Annotated in this window: 16 protein-coding genes; 2 read left to right on the top strand and 14 right to left on the bottom strand. The window is 70.5% G+C overall.

Going from position 1 to position 18,062, the window contains the following annotated elements; all coding sequences use genetic code 11:
* Positions 1–59: 59 nt before the first annotated feature.
* The 8 genes from HV824_RS09905 to HV824_RS09870 form a co-directional block, all read right to left on the bottom strand.
* Positions 60–4,544, bottom strand: coding sequence for a PilC/PilY family type IV pilus protein (locus HV824_RS09905; RefSeq protein ID WP_176423156.1), 4,485 nt, complete (start codon positions 4,542–4,544; stop codon positions 60–62).
* A 35-nt stretch (positions 4,545–4,579) separates the two neighbouring features.
* On the bottom strand, positions 4,580–5,077 hold the full coding sequence (locus tag HV824_RS09900) for a hypothetical protein (protein ID WP_163783667.1): 498 nt from the start codon (positions 5,075–5,077) through the stop codon (positions 4,580–4,582).
* Between the two features lie 5 nt (positions 5,078–5,082).
* Positions 5,083–6,270 carry a prepilin-type N-terminal cleavage/methylation domain-containing protein gene (locus HV824_RS38180; RefSeq protein ID WP_176423155.1) on the bottom strand — a complete coding sequence of 396 codons (1,188 nt, stop codon included), beginning with the start codon at positions 6,268–6,270 and terminating at the stop codon, positions 5,083–5,085.
* A complete protein-coding gene (locus HV824_RS09890; protein WP_176416050.1) occupies positions 6,267–6,821 on the bottom strand; it encodes a type II secretion system protein in 555 nt (184 codons plus the stop codon). The genes HV824_RS38180 and HV824_RS09890 overlap by 4 nt, the downstream gene beginning before the upstream one ends.
* Entirely contained in the window at positions 6,818–7,525 is a 708-nt protein-coding gene (locus HV824_RS09885; RefSeq protein WP_176423154.1) for a prepilin-type N-terminal cleavage/methylation domain-containing protein, read from the bottom strand. The genes HV824_RS09890 and HV824_RS09885 overlap by 4 nt, the downstream gene beginning before the upstream one ends.
* Positions 7,522–7,908, bottom strand: a complete 387-nt coding sequence (locus tag HV824_RS09880) for a pilus assembly protein N-terminal domain-containing protein (protein ID WP_176416052.1) — start codon at positions 7,906–7,908, stop codon at positions 7,522–7,524. The genes HV824_RS09885 and HV824_RS09880 overlap by 4 nt, the downstream gene beginning before the upstream one ends.
* A gap of 240 nt (positions 7,909–8,148) precedes the next feature.
* On the bottom strand, positions 8,149–8,526 hold the full coding sequence (locus tag HV824_RS09875) for a peptide chain release factor-like protein (protein WP_176416053.1): 378 nt from the start codon (positions 8,524–8,526) through the stop codon (positions 8,149–8,151).
* Positions 8,527–8,669: 143 nt separating this feature from the next.
* The gene (locus HV824_RS09870; protein ID WP_255207898.1) at positions 8,670–9,386 is read right to left on the bottom strand and encodes a hypothetical protein; all 717 of its coding nucleotides are present in this window, start codon (positions 9,384–9,386) and stop codon (positions 8,670–8,672) included.
* Positions 9,387–9,570: 184 nt separating this feature from the next.
* Here HV824_RS09870 and HV824_RS09865 point away from each other — a divergent pair, with 184 nt between their 5' ends.
* Positions 9,571–10,830, top strand: coding sequence for a VWA domain-containing protein (locus HV824_RS09865; RefSeq protein WP_176416055.1), 1,260 nt, complete (start codon positions 9,571–9,573; stop codon positions 10,828–10,830).
* Between the two features lie 136 nt (positions 10,831–10,966).
* On the opposite strand, the gene HV824_RS09860 is transcribed toward HV824_RS09865, so the two are convergent.
* The 5 genes from HV824_RS09860 to HV824_RS09840 all read right to left on the bottom strand — a co-directional run bounded on the left by HV824_RS09860 (position 10,967) and on the right by HV824_RS09840 (position 15,256).
* Positions 10,967–12,622 (bottom strand): hypothetical protein, encoded by a 1,656-nt coding sequence (locus tag HV824_RS09860; protein WP_176416056.1) that lies wholly within the window; start codon positions 12,620–12,622, stop codon positions 10,967–10,969.
* Positions 12,619–13,440 (bottom strand): ABC transporter ATP-binding protein, encoded by an 822-nt coding sequence (locus tag HV824_RS09855; protein WP_163783676.1) that lies wholly within the window; start codon positions 13,438–13,440, stop codon positions 12,619–12,621. Before HV824_RS09855 ends, HV824_RS09860 begins: the two co-directional genes overlap by 4 nt.
* Positions 13,441–13,529: 89 nt before the next feature.
* Positions 13,530–13,907: a response regulator gene (locus tag HV824_RS09850; RefSeq protein WP_163783677.1), complete on the bottom strand. Its 378-nt coding sequence runs from the start codon at positions 13,905–13,907 to the stop codon at positions 13,530–13,532.
* 160 nt (positions 13,908–14,067) lie between these two features.
* Positions 14,068–15,015, bottom strand: a complete 948-nt coding sequence (locus HV824_RS09845) for an amidohydrolase family protein (RefSeq protein ID WP_176416057.1) — start codon at positions 15,013–15,015, stop codon at positions 14,068–14,070.
* Positions 15,016–15,028: 13 nt separating this feature from the next.
* Complete coding sequence (locus tag HV824_RS09840) at positions 15,029–15,256, bottom strand: hypothetical protein (protein WP_176416058.1); 228 nt, start codon at positions 15,254–15,256, stop codon at positions 15,029–15,031.
* Positions 15,257–15,506: 250 nt separating this feature from the next.
* Between HV824_RS09840 and HV824_RS09835 the strand changes: the two genes are divergently transcribed.
* Positions 15,507–15,785, top strand: a complete 279-nt coding sequence (locus HV824_RS09835) for a hypothetical protein (protein WP_176416059.1) — start codon at positions 15,507–15,509, stop codon at positions 15,783–15,785.
* Between the two features lie 111 nt (positions 15,786–15,896).
* Here HV824_RS09835 and HV824_RS09830 read toward each other — a convergent pair whose 3' ends face one another.
* The gene (locus HV824_RS09830; protein WP_176423153.1) at positions 15,897–17,954 is read right to left on the bottom strand and encodes a M3 family metallopeptidase; all 2,058 of its coding nucleotides are present in this window, start codon (positions 17,952–17,954) and stop codon (positions 15,897–15,899) included.
* Between the last annotated feature and the right edge of the window lie 108 nt (positions 17,955–18,062).

Raw genomic sequence — 18,062 nt, 5'->3', positions numbered from 1 at the left:
TCTTCTAACGCCCAACGCCCTCCCCAGGCGAGCGGGGAGGGCGGCGGCGGGCCTTCACGTCACGGCAGGCAGCGGGCCGCGTCCTCGTGACGGCAGGCGTGCTGCTCCTGGGTGAGGGGCAGCTCGTACACGTTCTGCAGCACCTCGCTGTTCTCCGACACGTCCACCGAGGTGGCCTGCCGCTGCCCGGGCTCCTGCATGATGGCGCTGTATTTCACGCTGCCCGTGGGCGAAATCATCACCGCGGTGGCGGGCTCGGGCGGCGGCGACAGCACCGCGCGCTCCTGGTAGCGGGCGTTCTCGAAGGACGCGGCGCAGTTGGGCAGGCCGCTGAGGAAGTCCGCCTGGTAGAAGCGGGCCCGGGCCGCGGTGCTGCTGCACACCTCGCCGTCCTGCGACGGGTAGATGACGTTCCACAGCGTGCAGCTGGCCACCGTGGCCGCGCCGCCCGCCGTCTTGTGGGTGTGGTTGTCCGTGTACTCCAGCATCCAACCTTTGCCGTCGGGCAGGGCGCCCGTGGCGGAGCAGGCGCCGGAGGCGTCGCAGGTGATGTTCGTCACGTCCACCAGGTCACCGCTGGTGTCGTTGTCGCCAGTGCGGTCGCTCAGGCGCTCCGCGTCGAACTGGCTCGCCGTCAGGGGGCCCTCCGCGGAAACAGCGGTGGCGTCCTCGGCGAAGGTCTGCCCGGCCACGCCGTACACGCGCACGCCGTAGAAGCGGTTCTTCCCGATGGCGTTGACGCTGCGGGTCAGCTCCAGGTCCGCGAAGTTGGGCGCCACGTTGCTCACGTCGAGACAGCGGAAGTTGCCCGCGGCGTCCTTGCCACACTCCACGCGCGCGGGGCTCATGGAGGTGTAGTCCTGGGGCGCCCCCGGGCAGGAGCGGGCCTCGTGCCGGGTGAACCGGGCGGACACCACCGTCTGGCCCGGGTCGCCGCAAGCGGGTTGCGAGGCCGTCCCGCGCGTCAGCGTGGACTGCGCCAGCCCCCGCTGCGTCCACTGGTGCCGCGACTGGGTGATGTTTTCGCCGATGCGGTCCACGCGGTAATCCACTTCTACGTTGCCGCACCCGTAGCGCGCGCAGGCCTGCGGGTTGTCGAAGCGGCAGATGCCGGCCTGGTCATCCAGCAGCGCGTAGCGGTCTCCCGTGCCGACGAGCGCGCGCATGGCGCCCGTGCCCGGCTGAATGCCGATGGAGGGCACGTAATAGAAGGGCCACGTGCGCGTCAGGCTGGTGCCCGGGACGCCCGAGGGGCCCACGGAGTCCCGGTCCATCTGGAAGGCGCGCGCGGCGCTCCAGTTGCGGATGAGTTTCGTGGAAGGGTCCAGCGCGCCGGGCACGGACATGCGCGCCACCCAGAGCTGGCCGCGCATGTCACCGAAGACGGCCGTGTCGAAGAAGCCATCCTGCTGCACGTTGCCCGCCACGCCGTAGTCCACCAGCGCCACGGGCGCCGCCACGCTGTGGGTGAGGTGCCGCGCGGGCCCGTGCTGCTCGCCGGTGGCGTTCGGGTCGTATTCGAACTTCCACCACAGGTTGTCGGTGCGGCCATTCACCTCGGGGGACCACGCGTCCACCATGTAGATGCCGCGGCCCTTCTCCTGGCCGGGGGACCAGCCGCCCGACAGGGCCACCATCCACCGCTCCTGGGTCTCCGCGTTGTAGCGGGACACGGCGCCGGGCGCGGTCCCCGCCTCCACCAGCACGGGGCCAATGGGCGGCGGCTTGGGGCTGAGGGAGAAGAGCGTCTTGCCGAAGAGGGCGGCCTCCGGGGAGTCCGGCTGCGGGTACATCCACTGCATCCGGGGCGGGCCGAAGCGGCCGGTGCCCGCGTCCGCGCGCAGCTCAAGCGCCAGGTAGTGCACGCCGCCGCGTCCCTCTGAAATCACCGCCATCGTGTGGTACTCGTCGGACTGCTTGATGCCGTCCGCCTGCGAGCCGCCCGAGCCGTCCGCCCACACGTCGCGCACCATGATGTCGCCGTCCACGTAGTACTGGTGGCCACTGGCCATCTCATGCAGGCGCGAAAGCAGGTCCGGCGGGATGAAGGCCCACTCCTCCTCGCCGGTGCTGGGCGCGTACTCAATCATGGGCATGCCGCCCGCGCAGTTGTCGCCGCTGGCGGCGCTGTCGCGGAAGGCGTGCAGCATGCCGTCGTTGGCGCCCACCAGCACCAGCTTGTCCCGGCGGCGGTAGCGGTGCAGGTACGCGTCATACGCGTCCACCTCCACGGTGTTGCCGCAGCGGCTGATGTCCTCCGTGGCGAGCGGCGTGGGCGACACGCCCAGTTGCTGGCTGTAGAGCGTGCGCGTGCACTGATTGCTCATGCCCAGGTTGCACAGGAACTTGTCCATGGGCGGGTCCACCAGCACCGGCGCGGAGTGGAAGATGTCGCCCAGCACGGAGCGGCGCACCTCGGCCCGGTCGCCGTTGCCGTCCTCGTCCGCCAGGTCCTGGCCGCGCACGTATTGGATGAGCGCGCGCACGCAGAGGTCGTCCAGCCACGTCTGCGCCTGCGCCACGCTGCCGAAGCCGGGCACCGTGACGCCCATGGCCGCGGCGGCCAACTGGGGCGTCAGCCGGAGGCCCGCCAGCAACGTGCCCGGGTCGATGTCCAGGGGGCTCAGCGACTGCACCTTCGGGCACGCGGGGGTGCCGAGGATGCCGAGGTAGCTCTTCAGCGCCTCGCGGTTGTCCACGGTAAACTCGATGGGCGTCGCAGTGTTGTCCGCGGCGGTGATGCGCCCGTCCTGGTTGCTGTCCGTCACCGTGTAGATTTTCCGGCTGTCCAGGGACCGGGCCAGCAGCGCGCGGCGCGCCTCCCAGAATTGGTTGGCCGGGGTGCTGCCGCCGTCCTTGACGAAGTTGCCTGACGAGTCCTCGACGACGATGTCCCCGTCCCGGTCCACGACGAAGATGTCGTCCATGTCCCCGTCGCCGTTCTTGTCCACGCCTTCCACGAACTCGTTGAACTGGTTGAAGCGCCACAAATCTCCGCGCCAGGCGCTGTCACCCGAGGCGGGCGACATGCGCGGCATCAGCGCGCTGAGCGTGGAGCTGCCCGTCTGGAACGAGGAGATGGCCGCCGCGGCGAACGCGACGTTGCGGTTCTGCACGTCGTCGACGATGGACTGGAGCGCCGTCTTCAGCTGGCTGGAGTTGGTGGCCGCGTAGAAGCGCCCGCCGCCCGCGTCCGCGGTGACGCGCAGCAGGTTGATGGCCTGCGTGTTCGTCAGCGCGAAGCCCACGGTGTAGGTGGCCACCTGCTGCGCTCCATCCAGCTCCGGCCGCAGGTCATGCGTCCACATCCACTTGGCGATGCGGTGGATGTGGCTGCTGGAGCCGCCGCTGGTGTTGCCCTGGCCGGCCGCCGCGCAGTTGTTGCAGGGGACGTTGAGGTCCCGCACCTGGGAGGGCACCTGGGCGGAGCTGCCGCTGGGCTCGTTGGGCTCACCGTCCGTGAGCAGGATCATGGCGTTGAAGCCGCAGGTGAAGCAGGTGGCGGCCCGTCCAGGCGAGTCCTCGTCGTCGAAGTCCGAGTCACGCAGGTAGTCGCTGCCGAACCAGCCAGGGAACGGGTCGTCCCCGGAGGAGCGGAAGTAGGTGCTGGCGCCCCACATGGCCTGCGTCAGCGGCGTGCCCGTGTTGAAGCGCAGCCCGCGGTTCATCTTGAGGAGCAGGTTGTTGCGGTGGTTGTCACGCTCCGCGCCGCTGAGCGACTGGTCACACCGGGGGCCGAAGCGCTCGAAGCGCACCACGTCCTGGTTGCTCCACTTCACCGTGTCGCTGGCGGCGCTGCTCGCGGAGAACGTCACCACGCCGAAGCGCGTGCGCTCCGAGTCCTTGAGCACCTGGCTGATGACGTTGACGGCGGAGTGGCCGCGCGGCGAGTAGAAGTTGAGGAAGTTGCCGGCCGCCACGCGCGCGTCGTGCTTGTACTGGAAGTAGCCCTTCGTCGCGAGGCACTGCGCGCACGCGGCGCGCGCCGCGGGCCGGTTGCCGCCGTTTCCGGTGCCCACCAGGTTGGAGCATGCCGCCGCCGCGTTGTCGCTGATGACGGTGTTGGGCGGTGGCTGGTCGAAGCGCACGGGGTTGAGGTTCATCCCGAAGCTGGCCTGCGTGCCGCTGCCGTTGCCGTCGAAGCGGTAGTAGCTGGACGGCACGAACCAGGGTGAGTCCTGGTTGGTCAGCGACAGCCACATGCGCGGGTACTCGACGTTGGCGTCGTAGTTCAGCGCGTCGATGTTCTCCTGGCGGCAGCCCGGGGACTGCCCGTTCTGGTTCTCGTCGAAGCTGTAGTAGTCGTTGTTGCTCCAGGCGATGGGCCAGTACGCCATGGAGCCCGACGTATCCAGGATGAGCAGGATGTTGGGCGGGCCGCTGGGGCTGGTGAAGAAGCGCTCGTCGCTGCCGCGGGCGGGGTTGAGCAGCGCGTCCAGGCGGGAGGTGGACTGCAGGCTGCAAGACGCCGGGTCCTGCGCGAGCGCGCCAGGGGCGGCCAGCAGCACGGTCAGGGCCGTCAAGGTGGAGAAGAGTGCCTTCATGGGGGGGCTCTCGGGGAAGGGCGGTGTCGAAGGGGTCAGATGCCGAAGCGGAAGACGAACTCGGTCTCGGCCTGCCGGCCTCCGGGTTCGTCACACATGACGACCACGCGGTAGTAGCTGCCGCCGGCCGTGCCTTCTCGGAGGGTGTTGGCCGCGTCGCTCACCTGGTCCTTGCCGCTGCTGAACGAGGACGAGGCGAGCACCGCCGCCGTGGGCGCCGACGCGGTGTCACCCAGGTGGGCGGTGCGCATGACGCTGCTGTCGGCGACGACCTGGTCGTCTTGCAGCACCTGCTCCAGGCTGATGTTGGTGACGGGCACCGCGCCGGTGCCGAACACCTTCAGCCGCGACAGCAGGTAGCGCCGCGCCGTCTCCGCGCAGGCCTCCACGCGGTCGCTGCGCGTCTTGGCCACGGCGGCGGACTGGTTGCGGCCGGTGAAGGTGATGGCGCCCACCACGAGCAGCAGCAGCACCGTCAGGGCAATCAGGGTGATGGCCAGGGCGCTGCCCCGGCGTGAGGCGAAGTGAGTCATGGTGGCTAGCCTCCCCAGACGTTCTTGAGGTCACCGGCGACGCCAGCGGCGCGCAGCTCGGGGATGAAGAACGCGCGGGACGTCATGTTGGGAATGCGGACGGACGTCTCCACGGTGGTGCGGAAGTACGTGTCCTCGGGGTTCACCGGCTCCGCGTTGAAGAGCTTGCGGGCCTGGTTCTTCGTGCCGGAGGGCAGCTGGCGCACCGAGCGCACCGTGAGGCCCACGCCCACCGAGCGGATGTTGGCCGGGTTCATGTTGTAGCGCAGGGGCGCGTCATACGGCGTGCTGTACGTGGGCGCCGGAACGTCGGCGTCGTACTTGGGCAGCACGACGGAGTCCTCGTCTCCCAGCACCCAGGCCATGCCGCTGCCCACGGCGCCGTCGGGCGCGGGCAGGCCGGCGCAGCATGCGGAGTTCGCGGGCGGCCGGTTCATCAGGTAGCTGACCTGGAAGGACTCTACGTCCGCGGCGATGGGGTCGAAGTCGGCGTTGTCCGCCCAGCCGTGCTTCACCACCAGGTAGGGGCGCCCCCCGTGCTCCTCCACGCGCAGCCGCTTCTCATGCACCAGCATGACGAAGGGCACGCGGCCGGCGTCCGACATGCAGGCGCTGGGCACGTCGCCCGGGAGGCCCGCGGCGAGCGCGGTGTCCAGCGTGGCGGTGGTGCCGTCCGCGGGCACGTCCGCCGTCAGGCGTCCCAGGAAGTAGTCCTGGCCACCCGGACAGGCCACCAGGACCGCCTGGCCCTGGCGCAGCGGCTGGCCGAAGGTCGCGGCGGAGTCCAGCGTCAACTGGTAGGGCGGCGCCCCGGCGCCGTTGAGCTGGCCGTGGCGCAGGAACATCGGGTCGCGGTAGCGGAAGGCCAGGTCGTCGGTGACGAAGGTGCCCCAGTCCTCCACTTCCTCGGTGTAGTTGTCCTTGCGAGCCCCCGGCAGGCCCGCCGTGTCGAAGTCGAAGGCGATGGCCGGGTCCAGCCCGTAGCCCGCGTAGCGCAGCGTGCGGTTGAGGTAGTCGGTGCCCACGCGGCTGCCTTCGACGGCCGTCTTGGAGACGGTGTTGTTCTGGAAGATGTTGTTGACGGCGATGATGGTCCCCGCCACCGCCAGCAGCACCACCGAGGAGACGGTGATGCCCACCAGCAACTCGATGAGCGTGAAGCCGCGTCGCGCGTGTGTCCTGGGCGTGCTCACAGCTCCACCCCCGCGCCGTTCTCCGCCGGGTTGTAGAGCGCGACGAACTGCTTGACGTAGCGGCGCTGACCGGCGCTGCGGAAGGACACCACCACCGCGACCGAGTCGATGGCCTGCGCCGGCGTCCAGACGAGGACGCGGCGGTAGTACTCGCTCTCCTCCGGCGAGTAGCCCGGCACCACGCGGAGCAGCGGGTCGCCGGTCCCCGTCTCGAAGGCGTCCAGGTCCACGACGCAGGCGTCGGGCAGGGTAGAGAGGCCGCCGGCCAGCTCGAGCGTCTCCGCGGCGCCGGCGCAGCGCGCGCTGGACAGCGGCCCGGTACCGGCGAAGAGGCGGGAGCGGCCCTGGAGCTGGAGGCCGGAGCGCACCTGCGAGGCGATGGCGCTGGCCTGCGACAGGCGGTTGGCGGCGGCGTTCTGCTGGCTGGCGAAGATGAGCCCGCCGAAGACGCCGCTGATGCCCATGGCGAGGATGGCGGCGGCCACCAGGCCTTCGATGAGCGTGGCGCCGCGCACGCGGGCACGGCGGGATGCGGGATTCAGGCGCCTCATCGGTTGACCCTCATGTCGACGAAGCCGACGGGCGCGGAGACGGCGAAGAGGTATTCGCGCTGCCCGTCGGTGGAGAGAAGTGCCAGCGACGCGGCCCGGTTCACGGTGTCGTTGCCAGCGGGGATGACGGGCTGGCCCGCGCCGTCCACGAAGCGCGCGGAGCCGTCACCGCGGAAGACGATGGCGCCACGCCGCGGCGCGCCGCTGCAGAAGCTGCAGTCCGTGGCGGCCAGGCCCTCGAAGATGCCGGTCCACGCCAGGTTGCCGCTGGCGCCGAAGCGCACGGTGCGCTGTGAGTAGCGGTCCAGGTACATGGCGTCCATCAGCCGGCCCTGCGCCGCAGTGGGCTGGATGTCCAGCGGCGGTGAGAAGGTGTTGAAGCTCAGCTGCCCGGCGGGGGCCGCGGCGGTTCCGAAGTCGCGCAGGCGGTCCTCCACCAGGAACCAGGCTCCGTTGCCGGCGCCGGCCTGGCCCTCCGGATTGATGTCCGGGTAGATGATGAGCCACACGTCGGCCTGGCGGTCCACGGCGCGGGCCCGGGCCTCGGCGAGCGCGCCGGACAGGTCGGCGGCCGCGTTCTGCGGGCTCGTCCGCGCGCTGAGCTGCGCGTAGCCCGCGTAGGCCAGCGCGGCCAGCACCGCGATGATGGCGAGGACGATGCTGACCTCCAGCAGCGTCATTCCGCGTGCGTCGCGCCGGCTCACTTCGCGACCTCCACGCGCACGCTCAGGGGCTGCTTGATGCCCTGGCGCCACACGAGCACCTCGGACACGCCCAGGCTCAGCCCCTGGACCATGATTTGGTTCGGCTCACCGAGCGACGCCTCGACCACCGCGGCGGCCTGGACTCTCACGCGCTCGGCGTTCTCCACGATGAGCTGCGTCTGATGAAGGGGCGCCACCCGCACCACCAGGCCGGAGGGCTGCGCGTTCTTTGCCTCGACGGCGTAGTCCGGCTCGAGGGCGGCGTCCTGGGCCCACGCGGCGGAGGCGGCCAGCGTCAGCGCCAGGGGTGCCCACAGCTTCCAGCGGGGCGCGCGGGAACGGTACTTCTGGGAAGGCGTCGAAAAAACCGTGAGCAAGGGCATGGGGGAATGTCCTGCGGGCACAATGACCCCTGGGGGCTGGGGTAGTGGAGACACGCAGGGTGTATCTGCACACCGCGTGCCTCCCTGCTTGGCGAGCCAAGCCCCCGACACTCCACGGCGAATTTCCGGGAGGAGGTCCTTCCGAGCAGCAGACGACCTTGCAACGTCTGCGAGCCCGCAAACTTTAGGCGCACCCAGACTGTCCGACGACAGGGTGACTGGAGTCTGAATGGACCCGGGTTACCAGCCGGATTTGCTGTTTCTCAGGGCCTTCTTTTCGGAGGTGCGCTTCTTGCCCTCCAGGCGCCGCCGCTTGGAGCCGGCGGTGGGCTTGGTGGCCCGCCGCACCTTGGGCACGAAGGTGAGGACCTTGAGGCCCTCGCGCAGGCGCTCCAGCGCCACGCCCTTGTTCTGCACCTGGCTGCGGCGCTCGGTGGCGCTGACGGACAGCTCGGTGGGAGCGTGCGTGAGGCGCACGCCGCTGGCGGTGGTGTTGCGGTGCTGGCCCCCCGGGCCCGAGGCGATGAAGTAGTCCACCTCGCACGCCTTCAGGAGGGCCTCGTCGTCCAGCTTGAGGGCGTCCAGCGCGGCCTGCCGGCGGGTGGGTGAGATGCTCATGGCTGTCTTCAAGGTAACCCTCCCTGGCCTCTTCGTGCACCGCTGTCGTGCGGGCGGGCCCCGGCGCCGGACGGGGGCCCGCCGTTCGTCTGACGGGCGGGGCAGATTGAGCGGGTGGGCTTTCGAATTGATGCGTGGCGGTGCTAGCGCACGTTGACGGTGGTGCCCGTGCTGGCCAGCCGGCCGTCCTCGCTGGTGGCGATGATGGAGGCGGCGACGGGCACGCGGGTCATGCCGCGGTCGGTGTCGATGTAGGGCTCCACGAACGTCTGGTCCGCGGGGATGGTGACCGTGGGCATGCTGATGCGGCGGGTGGGCGACTCCAGCGCGACGGTGACGGGGCCGGTGAAGCCCTCCGCTCGCGTCACGGTGATGCGCACCTTCTCGTTCTGACCGGCGAAGAGGTTTAACTGGCGAGGCTCGATGGTGACGGAGAAGTCCGGCTGGGCCACGGGCGGCGGGAGGATGACGAGGAAGATGTTGGCGCTGGTCGCGAACGTCTCCGTGGCGTTGGTGGCCACCAGCAAGGCGCGCATCATTCCCTGGGCCTGCGTGTCCTGCGCCACCGCGTAGGTGGCGGTCGTGGTGACGCTGGCCTCGCCTTCGGGCAGGACGATTTCCGGCGCGAGCGTCACGCCCTCGGGCGCATTCTGGAGGTTGATGCGGAACTCGCTCTGGTCGTCGCCCTCGCGAAGCACGGTGATGTCCACCGGGAGGCTCTCACCTGGAATGGCGGTGAGGGTGTCGGGGATGTCAAAGGCCATGCGGAAGAAGGGCCCGGTGCCGCCGCAGGACAACGCGAGCGCGCTGCCGACGAGGAACAGGCTCCCGATGAGGGGCCGGCGGATGGAGGGGGTCATGTTCTTGAGTCTCCTGGTGCGTGCCAGCATCCGCCCCCCGTGCCACCCGGGCAAGCCGCTCCAGAGCAGGCGGGCTCGGCGAGGCCGCCGGCGCGTGTGAGAAATCGACCGGGGGCGTAGACCCGGGGGCGAGGTCAGCCGTTTCCAACCTCGCTGCCGCCGTCCCATTCCCTTGGAGAACGCCATGGACCGCAAGTCCCTGTCGCGCGCCGCGCTGTCGGCCGCGCTCGTCACCGCTCTGTCCGCCGCCCTGGCCCAGGCCAGGGAGAGCCCGATTCTCAAGCCCGTGGAGAAGCCCGCGCCCGCCAGGACGGCGACGCCGGCCGCCCAGGCGAAGCCCGCTCCGGACCAGAAGCCCGCGCAGCCGGCGCCTTCCCAGCAGCAGGTCCCCGCCGCCGCCCGGCCGGAGATCGAGGTGGTGTTCGTGCTGGATACGACGGGCTCGATGAGCGGGCTGCTGGAGGGGGCGAAGCGGAAGATCTACTCCATCGCCTCGCGCATCGCGCAGGGCCGCCCGACGCCGCACCTGAAGGTGGGGCTGGTGGCCTACCGTGACGTGGGCGACGACTACGTGACGAAGCGCTTCGACCTGAGCGACGACCTGGACACGGTGTTCGCGAACCTGCGCAAGTTCGAGGCGGGGGGCGGCGGGGATACGCCCGAGCACGTGGGGCGCGGCCTGGGCGAGGCCGTGTCCAAGTTGTCCTGGAGCCAGAACCGCGAGGTGATGAAGGCCATCTTCCTGGTGGGGGACGCGCCCCCCGCGCAGCGCAACGACGACTGGGACTTCAAGCACTGGGCGAAGAAGGCCCGGGAGAAGCACATCGTCGTGAACACCGTGCGGTGCGGCGGGAACGCCGAGACGGAGACGTCGTGGCGGTTCGTGGCGAAGCTGACGGACGGCACCTTCGACTCCATTGACCAGGGCGGTGGCATGGTCGCCGTCGCCACGCCGTATGACGCGGAGCTGGCGAAGGTGAACGCGGAGCTGTCCACCAAGACGCTCTACACGGGCCGCAGGGAGGTCCAGGCGGAGAACATGGCGCGCGCCGCTTCCATGGGGGCGCTGGCGCCGGAGGCGGCGGCCGAGCGCATCAGCTACATGAAGAAGACGCGCGGCCGTGGGGCCGCGGGAGCCCCCGCGAGCAGCGCGCCCAAGGCGGTGGGCGGCGCGGTGGACCTGGTGGAGGCGCCGTCCGCGCTGGCGAGCGTGAAGGCGGACGAGCTCCCCTCCGAGCTCAAGGGCATGTCCAAGGAGGCGCAGGTGGCGAAGGTGAAGGCGCTCTCCGAGGAGAAGAAGTCGCTGGAGAAGAAGGCGGAGGCGCTGGCCGCCGAGCGCGAGGCGTGGCTGACGAAGAACGCCCCCGAGAAGGATGACGCCTTCGACGCCAACGTGATGAAGGGCGTGAAGGCGCAGGCCGCCCGGCACGGCATCGCCTACTGAGCGCGATGGAGGTGGGGACCCGGAGGCCGCGGACGCGCTTGCAGGCGTCCGCGGCTTGCGCGTGTCAGGCGTGGGCGCGCGCGCTCCCCCGGCGCCGGATGGACGGCCTCCGGGAGCAGCCTGTCCGCCGTGTGGGCTACTCCCGCGTCACCGCCTGGAGGACGACCTCCCGCCGCCGCTCCAGCAGCCGCAGCGCCAGGGGGAGCACGCCGCGATACAGCGCCACGTTCAGCGCGGCGGCCAGGAGAATCATCGCCGCGGTGTGCCAGGTGGGGCCTTCCTTGCCCGCGAGCCTGAGCGCCCAGCCGAAGGGCATGCAGCCCGCGCTGGCCGCGAGGATGCCCAGCATGGAGGCCGTCAGCGGCACCTTGTCCCGCCGCTTGAGGCTCGCGTGGAACTTCACCGGGAAGTACAGCGACAGGAAGTTGCCCGCGGCCAGCAGCATGGGCACCACGGCCGTCACGGCCGCCATGGCGCACAGCAGGTCCAGCCCGGTGCCGAAGCCGAAGTACACCCGATAGAAGAGCGCCACCAGCGCCGCCATCCCGAGCGCCGCCGCGCCCTGCACCTGGTTCTTCGCGCGCAGCACCTCCGCCAGGTCCAGGGGCGCCGCCAGGAAGGCCGCGAAGCCCTGTCCGTCATACGCGAAGGTGTTCTGGGAGAACGTGGACGCAATCACCACCGCGCCGTAGATGCACAGGCCGCCCATCAGCCACGCATCCGCCGCGCCGCCCAGGAGGAACACGAACAGGTCCCGGCCGGACAGCAGCTTCAGCAGGATGGCCAGGATGAAGGGCACCGACGCCAGCAGCCGCGCGCGCGGGTTGCGCCACAGGTCCAGGGCCTCGCGCGTCACCAGCGTGGTGTAGCGCGTCCGCGTGGTGGCGAACGGGTTGCTGTCGCCCGAGTCCTTGCTTGAGCCCCCCGCGCGGCCCGCCTGCCGGTGGAAGCGCATCAGCAGCGCGTAGGCCACCGCCATGCCCACGCCCGCGAAGAAGAGCAGCGCCGCCGCCTCCAGCATGGCCACCCGGGGCCGGTGCCAGGCGAGCTGCGCCAGCGCGTCTCCGAAGAGCCCCGGGGGCACGCGGCCCAGCGCCACCGCCGCGTTGATGATGAGGGACATGTCCAGGGCGTCCACGCCCGCCTCGCCCACCGCCGTCAGCCACGAGGTGTCGATGGGCGGAATGAACGACGCGCCCAGGAGGAAGAGCGCCAGTCCGCCGCCCATGATTTCCGCGCTGTGCTTCGCCCGCAGCACGTTGATGACGGCGTACAGCGCCACCCGGCTCCAGGCCGCGCACAGGAGCGCGAAGAGGACGTAGAGCACCACCGCCAGCCACGGCATGTACAGCACGCGGACGGACGCGAAGCCCAGCGCGGCCCCGGTGAGCGGCGCGTAGAAGACGAGCGCGCGCGGCTCGAAGAGGCTGGCCACCGTCGACGCGATGAGCAGCCGGAAGGGGGAGATGGGGAAGGCGGCGTAGCGGCTCAGCTCGGAGTGGTCATCCACGCCCGCGGAGAGCAGCGGCCACGTCACCCACACCGAGAAGGTGACGAAGCACAGCAGGTTGAGGATGAAGAAGGGCCATACGTTGCTCTGCGCGATGGGCCGCAGCCGCATCAGCGTGAAGAACGTCAGGCCCAGGAAGAGGCCCGGCGCGCTCGACGCGGCGAAGGCGGCCACCGCGAGCAGCCGGCTGCGTCCGGGACCCTGGTTCAACCCGATGTCGAAGCGCAGCCCCCACAGCAGCCACAAGTGCCGGAAGAAGCCAGGCACGGCGGGGCGGCTCATGCGGTCTCCTGGCGCAGCGGCGTCACGGACTCGGGCGCCTCGCCGTAGAAGGACAGGCGCGCGTTGCGCGAGGCCGGCACGGAGATGAGCTTCTCGAACACCGCCTCCAGCGAGGGGCACTCGTAGCGCGACAGCAGCGAGCCCACCGGCCCCTGGTCCAGCATGCGGCCGCCGCGGATGATGCCCGCGTGCGTGGCCAACCGCTCGGCGATCTCCAGCACGTGCGTGGTGAGCAGCAGCGTCACCCCGCGGCGGCTCAGCTCGCGCAGCAGCTCGCGGATGACGCCGGCGGCCAGCACGTCGATGCCCTCGAAGGGCTCGTCCAGCAGCACCAGCTCCGGCGCGTGGATCAGCGCCGCGGCGATGGCGAGCCTCCGGCGCATGCCCTTGGAGTACTCCGCCACCAGCGCGCCCGCCTTGTAGGTGAGCTCCGTCAGCTCCAGCAGCTCCGTGGCCCGCGCCGCGGCCTCGTCGCCGTCCAGCCCGTACATGCGCGCGCAGAAGGTGAGGTACTGCCGGCCGGTGAGCCGCTCGAAGAGGCTCAGCTCTTCCGGCACCACGCCGACGCGGCGCTTCACTTCCATGGGCCTGGCCACCGCGTCCACCCCGAGCATGCGGATGGTGCCCGCGTCGGGGCCGTACACCCCCGTCAGCAGGGCGATGCTGGTGGACTTCCCGGCCCCGTTGGGGCCCAGGTACGCGTAGAAGGCGCCGCGGGGAATCTGCAGGTCCAGGCCGTTGAGCGCGCTGAAGCCGCCAAAGCGCTTCTGCAGGCCGCGGGCGTCGACCGCCAGGTCATCAGTGGGAGAGGGCGTCATGGAATGCCCTCCATCTCACCCGAGCCCGGCACCGGGGGACAATCCCCACCCGTCAACAGGGGGATGCCGCCGGCTCCTACGATGCCGGCTCAGTGGACGAGCGACATCTCCGGCGGACCGGCGATCTGCTGCACCGTCATCCGCACCTTGTCCAGGTCCACGGGCTTGGAGATGTAGCCCGCGGCGCCCACGAGCTCGGCCTCCCATTCGAAGCCGTAGCCGGAGATGATGATGATGGGCAGACCGCGCGCACGGGGCATCTTCTTGAGCGCGTCGAGCAATCCCCAGCCGCTCATGACCGGCATCCGGAGGTCGAGCAGCACGGCGGAGGGCATGGCGCCCTCCAGCAGGTCCAGCGCCTCGCGGCCGTTGGCCGCCTGCACCGTGGGATAGCCCATTTCCTCGAGGGCATCGCAGATGAGCGTGCGGTGGCTCGCGTCGTCGTCGACGACCAGGATGTGGGACATGGCAGGGCCTCGGAAGCTGCGGCTTGGGTGTCGCGCCGCGAAATTCTATGGGCAGGATGATGGGAACTCCTCTTCCATTCCGGAAGGGGCCCCGATGCTTTTCAACAGCGAACGGCCCGTGAGGACGAGGCTTGCATCCGGGGCCGGATGCGCGCGGGGCTCACGCTCCGTAGAGCTGGAGTGCATTCTGCCCCAGGAGGCCCGCGAGCACCGCGTCATCCCACTTCATCCCCAGCAGCGTCCGCAGCTCGCGGTCCCACGCGTAGGGGATGTTGGGGAAGTCCGTGCCGTAGAGGATGCGCTCGGGCCGGACCTCCAGCGCGCGGCGGGGGAGGGGGACGGGGAAGTACCCGGCCAGGGCCATGGTGGTGTCCAGCCAGAGGTTGTCATGCCGCTCGAGCAGCCGCGCGTAGGCGTCGAACTCGTCCGCGCCCAGGTGGGGCACGCACAGCTTCAGCGTGGGATGGTCCTTCAGCACCCGCTCCACCCGCTCCGCGGCGCAGAGCGCGTAGGTGTCGCGGGGGTAGTGGGGACTGGAGGGCTCCCGTCCCGCGTGCATGACGAGCGGACGGCCTGCCTTCGCGCACGCGGCATACACCTCGTGAAGGTGCGGCGCGTCAGGGGAGAAGGCCTGGACGTGGCAGTGAATCTTCACCCCGCGCAGGCCCGCGGCGAAGGCCTCTTCCAGCACGGCCGTGGCGTCGGGTTCCCCCGGGAGCACGGTGGCGAGCCCCAGCACCCGAGGCTCTTCCCGGGCCACCTCCGCCACGTAGGCGTTGAGCGCGCGGGCCATGCCCGGCCGGTGGGCGTAATGCAGCGCCACCACCCGGTGGACGCCTCGCGACAGGAGGAAGGACACGACCTGCCGCGTGTGCAGCTTGTAGCGGATGGGCCAGCCGTACTGGTCGAACCAGCGCCACACCGCGTCGAACACCCGGTCCGGGAAGAGGTGGACGTGGGCGTCCACCACGGGAGGCAGCCCTTCGGGCAGGCGAGCGCCCTCCGCGTCCTGGAGGGCGGGCATGGGCATGCGGATGCCGGCGTCCCGCCACGTGGGCGCGGAGGCCAAGCAGGGCGCGGGCACGTCAGCGTCGGAGTCGGTGGCCATGCGCGCCACCCGTCTACGCCTTCTTGCCGCTGTCGTCCTCGTCGCCGTCGGTCCGTCGCAGGTAGGTGTTGTGCGAGTACCCCTGGCGGGACAGCCGCTGCGCCTCGATGGCGTCCGCGACCTTGGAGCAGACCTGGCCCAGCATGCGCAGCGACTCCGCGAGGAGCCGCTCGGCATGGTCCTGGGCGTCGGCGGCCTGGATGGTGGTGCGCTCTTTGCGGAACAGCCCGGGCAGCTTCATCTCCCCCAAAGCATAGGTGACGCACTGCTCCCGTGCCACCGCCCCGCGAGGCGGGCCTTAACCACGTTGACGACCCGCTCAATTTACATTTTTGAGCAGTTGCCCCTGTTCCCTCGCCTGGATGCCTGCCATGTGTGCCCCTAACCCATTGGAGTTTCAGGGTTTTGACGAATTTTCAAGTGAGGGGATGACACGGAGTTAATCCGGCCCTACATTGGATTCCGTTGGATTTACAGCAGAGGAGCTGCGCATGGCTTACGACGGCGAGCTGGTGAAGATGGAGAACGGTCGCTGGGCGCGGTTCCAGCGGTGCCAAGTGTACCGCCCGGGCGTCGAGGACGCGGGCGAGACGATGCTGCTGATCGCCGTGGAGCTCGAGGAGCGCTATCAGCGCCAGCTCGACGAGGCGGCGGACTCCCTGGCCCAGTACCGCTATCAGGGCGTCCCCGTGCAGGTCCGCTTCAATGTGGGCTCCCAGGGCATCACCCTGCAGCCCGAGCAGCCGGTGTCCGCACCCGCGGTGCACTGAGCGCCGACCCTGCGTGAGCGGAGTGTCAACGGGTTGACGGATTCACAATACAAGGGGCCTCGCGATTCACATCGCGGGGCCCTTGGTTTTTACAGGCCCTGACGAGCAGCGTCAGGCGTCGTCGAGCCAACGGGTATACGCCTCGAAGTCGTAGTCCCTGCCCAGGAATGACCGGACCAGGTCCGCCGCGTCACGGGAGCCGCCCGGACCCAGCACGGTGTCCCGGTAGCGCTGGGCGGTGGAGGGGTCCATCAGCCCGTGCTCCAGGAACGGCGTGAGCAGGTCGCGGGCGATGACGAGCGACCAGAGGTAGGCGTAGTACGCGGAGGAGTAGTAGCCGTCGAGCTGGACGAAGGAGAGATGGGCGTAGGTGTCGTCCAGTGCGGGGAAGGGCATGTAGCGCTCCTGGAGCGCGTTCACCCGCGCGGTGGTGTCCACGCCGGCCGGGTCGCTCGCGTGGAGCTGCAGGCTGACGGCCGCGTAGAAGAGCTGCTGGCGCAGCCACAGGCCCTTGCCGAACGCGTCCGCGCGCCGCATCCGGAGGATGGTCTCCGTGGGCAGCGGCTCGCCGGTGACGACGTGGCGGGCGAACGTCTGGAGTGACTCCGGGCGCCAGGCCCACTCCTCCAGCACCTGGGCGGGGGCCTCCACGAAGTCGCGCTCCGTGCGGGAGCCGGACAGGCCCGCCCAGCGCGCACGGCCGCCGAGGACGTGGTGCAGCAGGTGGCCGAACTCGTGGAAGAACGTCTGCACCTGGGCGTGCTGGAGCAGCGCGGGGTGGGCGCCGGGACGCGGGAAGTTGCCCGTCAGCACGCCTTCAGGGAGCGTCCTCCCCGCGCGGCCGGTGGCCAGGTCCCACTGGGCCGGATGGGCGTACTTGTTCGGGCGCGGGTGCATGTCCAGGTAGAAGCGCCCCAGGCGCGTGGGGCCTTCGTAGATGTCCCAGGCCTCGATGTCCGGGTGCCATACCGGCGCGTCCGGGACGCGGCGGTAGGTGAGCCCGAAGAGCCGCGCGGTGATGTCCAGCACGCCCTGCTTCACCCGCGTGTATTCGAAGTAGGGGCGCAGCTCGCGTGAGTCGAAGCGGTAGCGCTCCTCGCGCACCTGTTCCTTCAGGTACGTCTGCTCCCAGGGCTCCACGCGAGCGGCGCCGGGCACGTCGCGCCGCTTGCGCTCCAGCAGCGCGGCGTAGTCGTCCTGGACGCGTGCGGTGGTGGCGGTGGCGAGCTGCTCGATGAAGTCCTCGGCCACGTGCTGGTGTCGGACCATCTTGTCTTCTGACGCGTAGGCGGCCCAGCTCGGGTAGCCCAGGAGCGTGGCCAGGTCGTGACGCGTCTGGAGCAGGCGTGACAGCGTCTCCAGGTTGCGGGGATGGCCGCGCTGCTGGCCCGCGCGCCACACCGCCTCGCGGGCGCGGCCATCCTTCGCGTACGTCAGGAAGGGCAGGGCGTCGGAGGCGTCGGTGGTGATGCGCACCCGGCCGTCGCGGCCCGGTGGATGGTCCCGGATGTAGTCGCCGGGGAGGCCCGCCAGCGCTTCGGGCGCCACCTCCACGTACCGGACGTCTTCGCGGATGTGCTGGCTGAACGTCTGACCCAGCCGCGTGAGCGCATCGTGCAGCTCGCGCAGCCGCGCGCGGGTGGCCGCGTCCCGATTCACCCCCGCGCGGCGGAAGCCCCGCAGCACCAGGTCCACCCAGCGCTGGGTGGCGGTGTCCTGTCCGCTCAGGTCCAGCGCGGCCAGGGCCGCGTAGACGTGGGGGTTGAGCGACACGTCCGTGCGCATGCCCTCCGCGGCCTGGGCGCAGCGCGCCGCCGCCGCGCGGAACGCGGCGTCCGGGTGGGTGTTGGCGCCGATGCCCGCGCGGCCGTTGGCATCGTCCAGCAACGCGATGGCGTCGTCGTAGGCGGTGAGGGCCGCGTCCACGTTCCGGGGCTCGGGCAGCGACAGCAGCGCGTCGATGCGCGCCAGGGCCCGCTGCACGTCGCACAGGCAGGCCGCCAGGAAGCGCCCGGGGGTGGCGGTCAGTTGGCGGCCCGCGTCAGGCTCCAAGGGGCGCGCCGCGAAATGCACCGGCGTCCCGGTGGATGACGCAGGGCGCTGAGCGGAGGACGGGCCAGTGCAGCCCGCGAGCGCGAGGCTGACGACGAAGACGACCAAGCGGTGCAAATGCCACTCCCAGCGCGGGTGAGGGGGCAACGTGCGGGGGACCGGCCTATTTCCGCTGCGTGCTCCTGATGGGAATGACGAAGAGCGCGCCGTTTCATCGCAAGATTC

Source organism: Myxococcus sp. AM009, from assembly GCF_013372605.1.
Classification (GTDB): Bacteria; Myxococcota; Myxococcia; order Myxococcales; family Myxococcaceae; genus Myxococcus; species Myxococcus vastator.
This window is presented reverse-complemented; position numbering and strand designations above follow the sequence as displayed.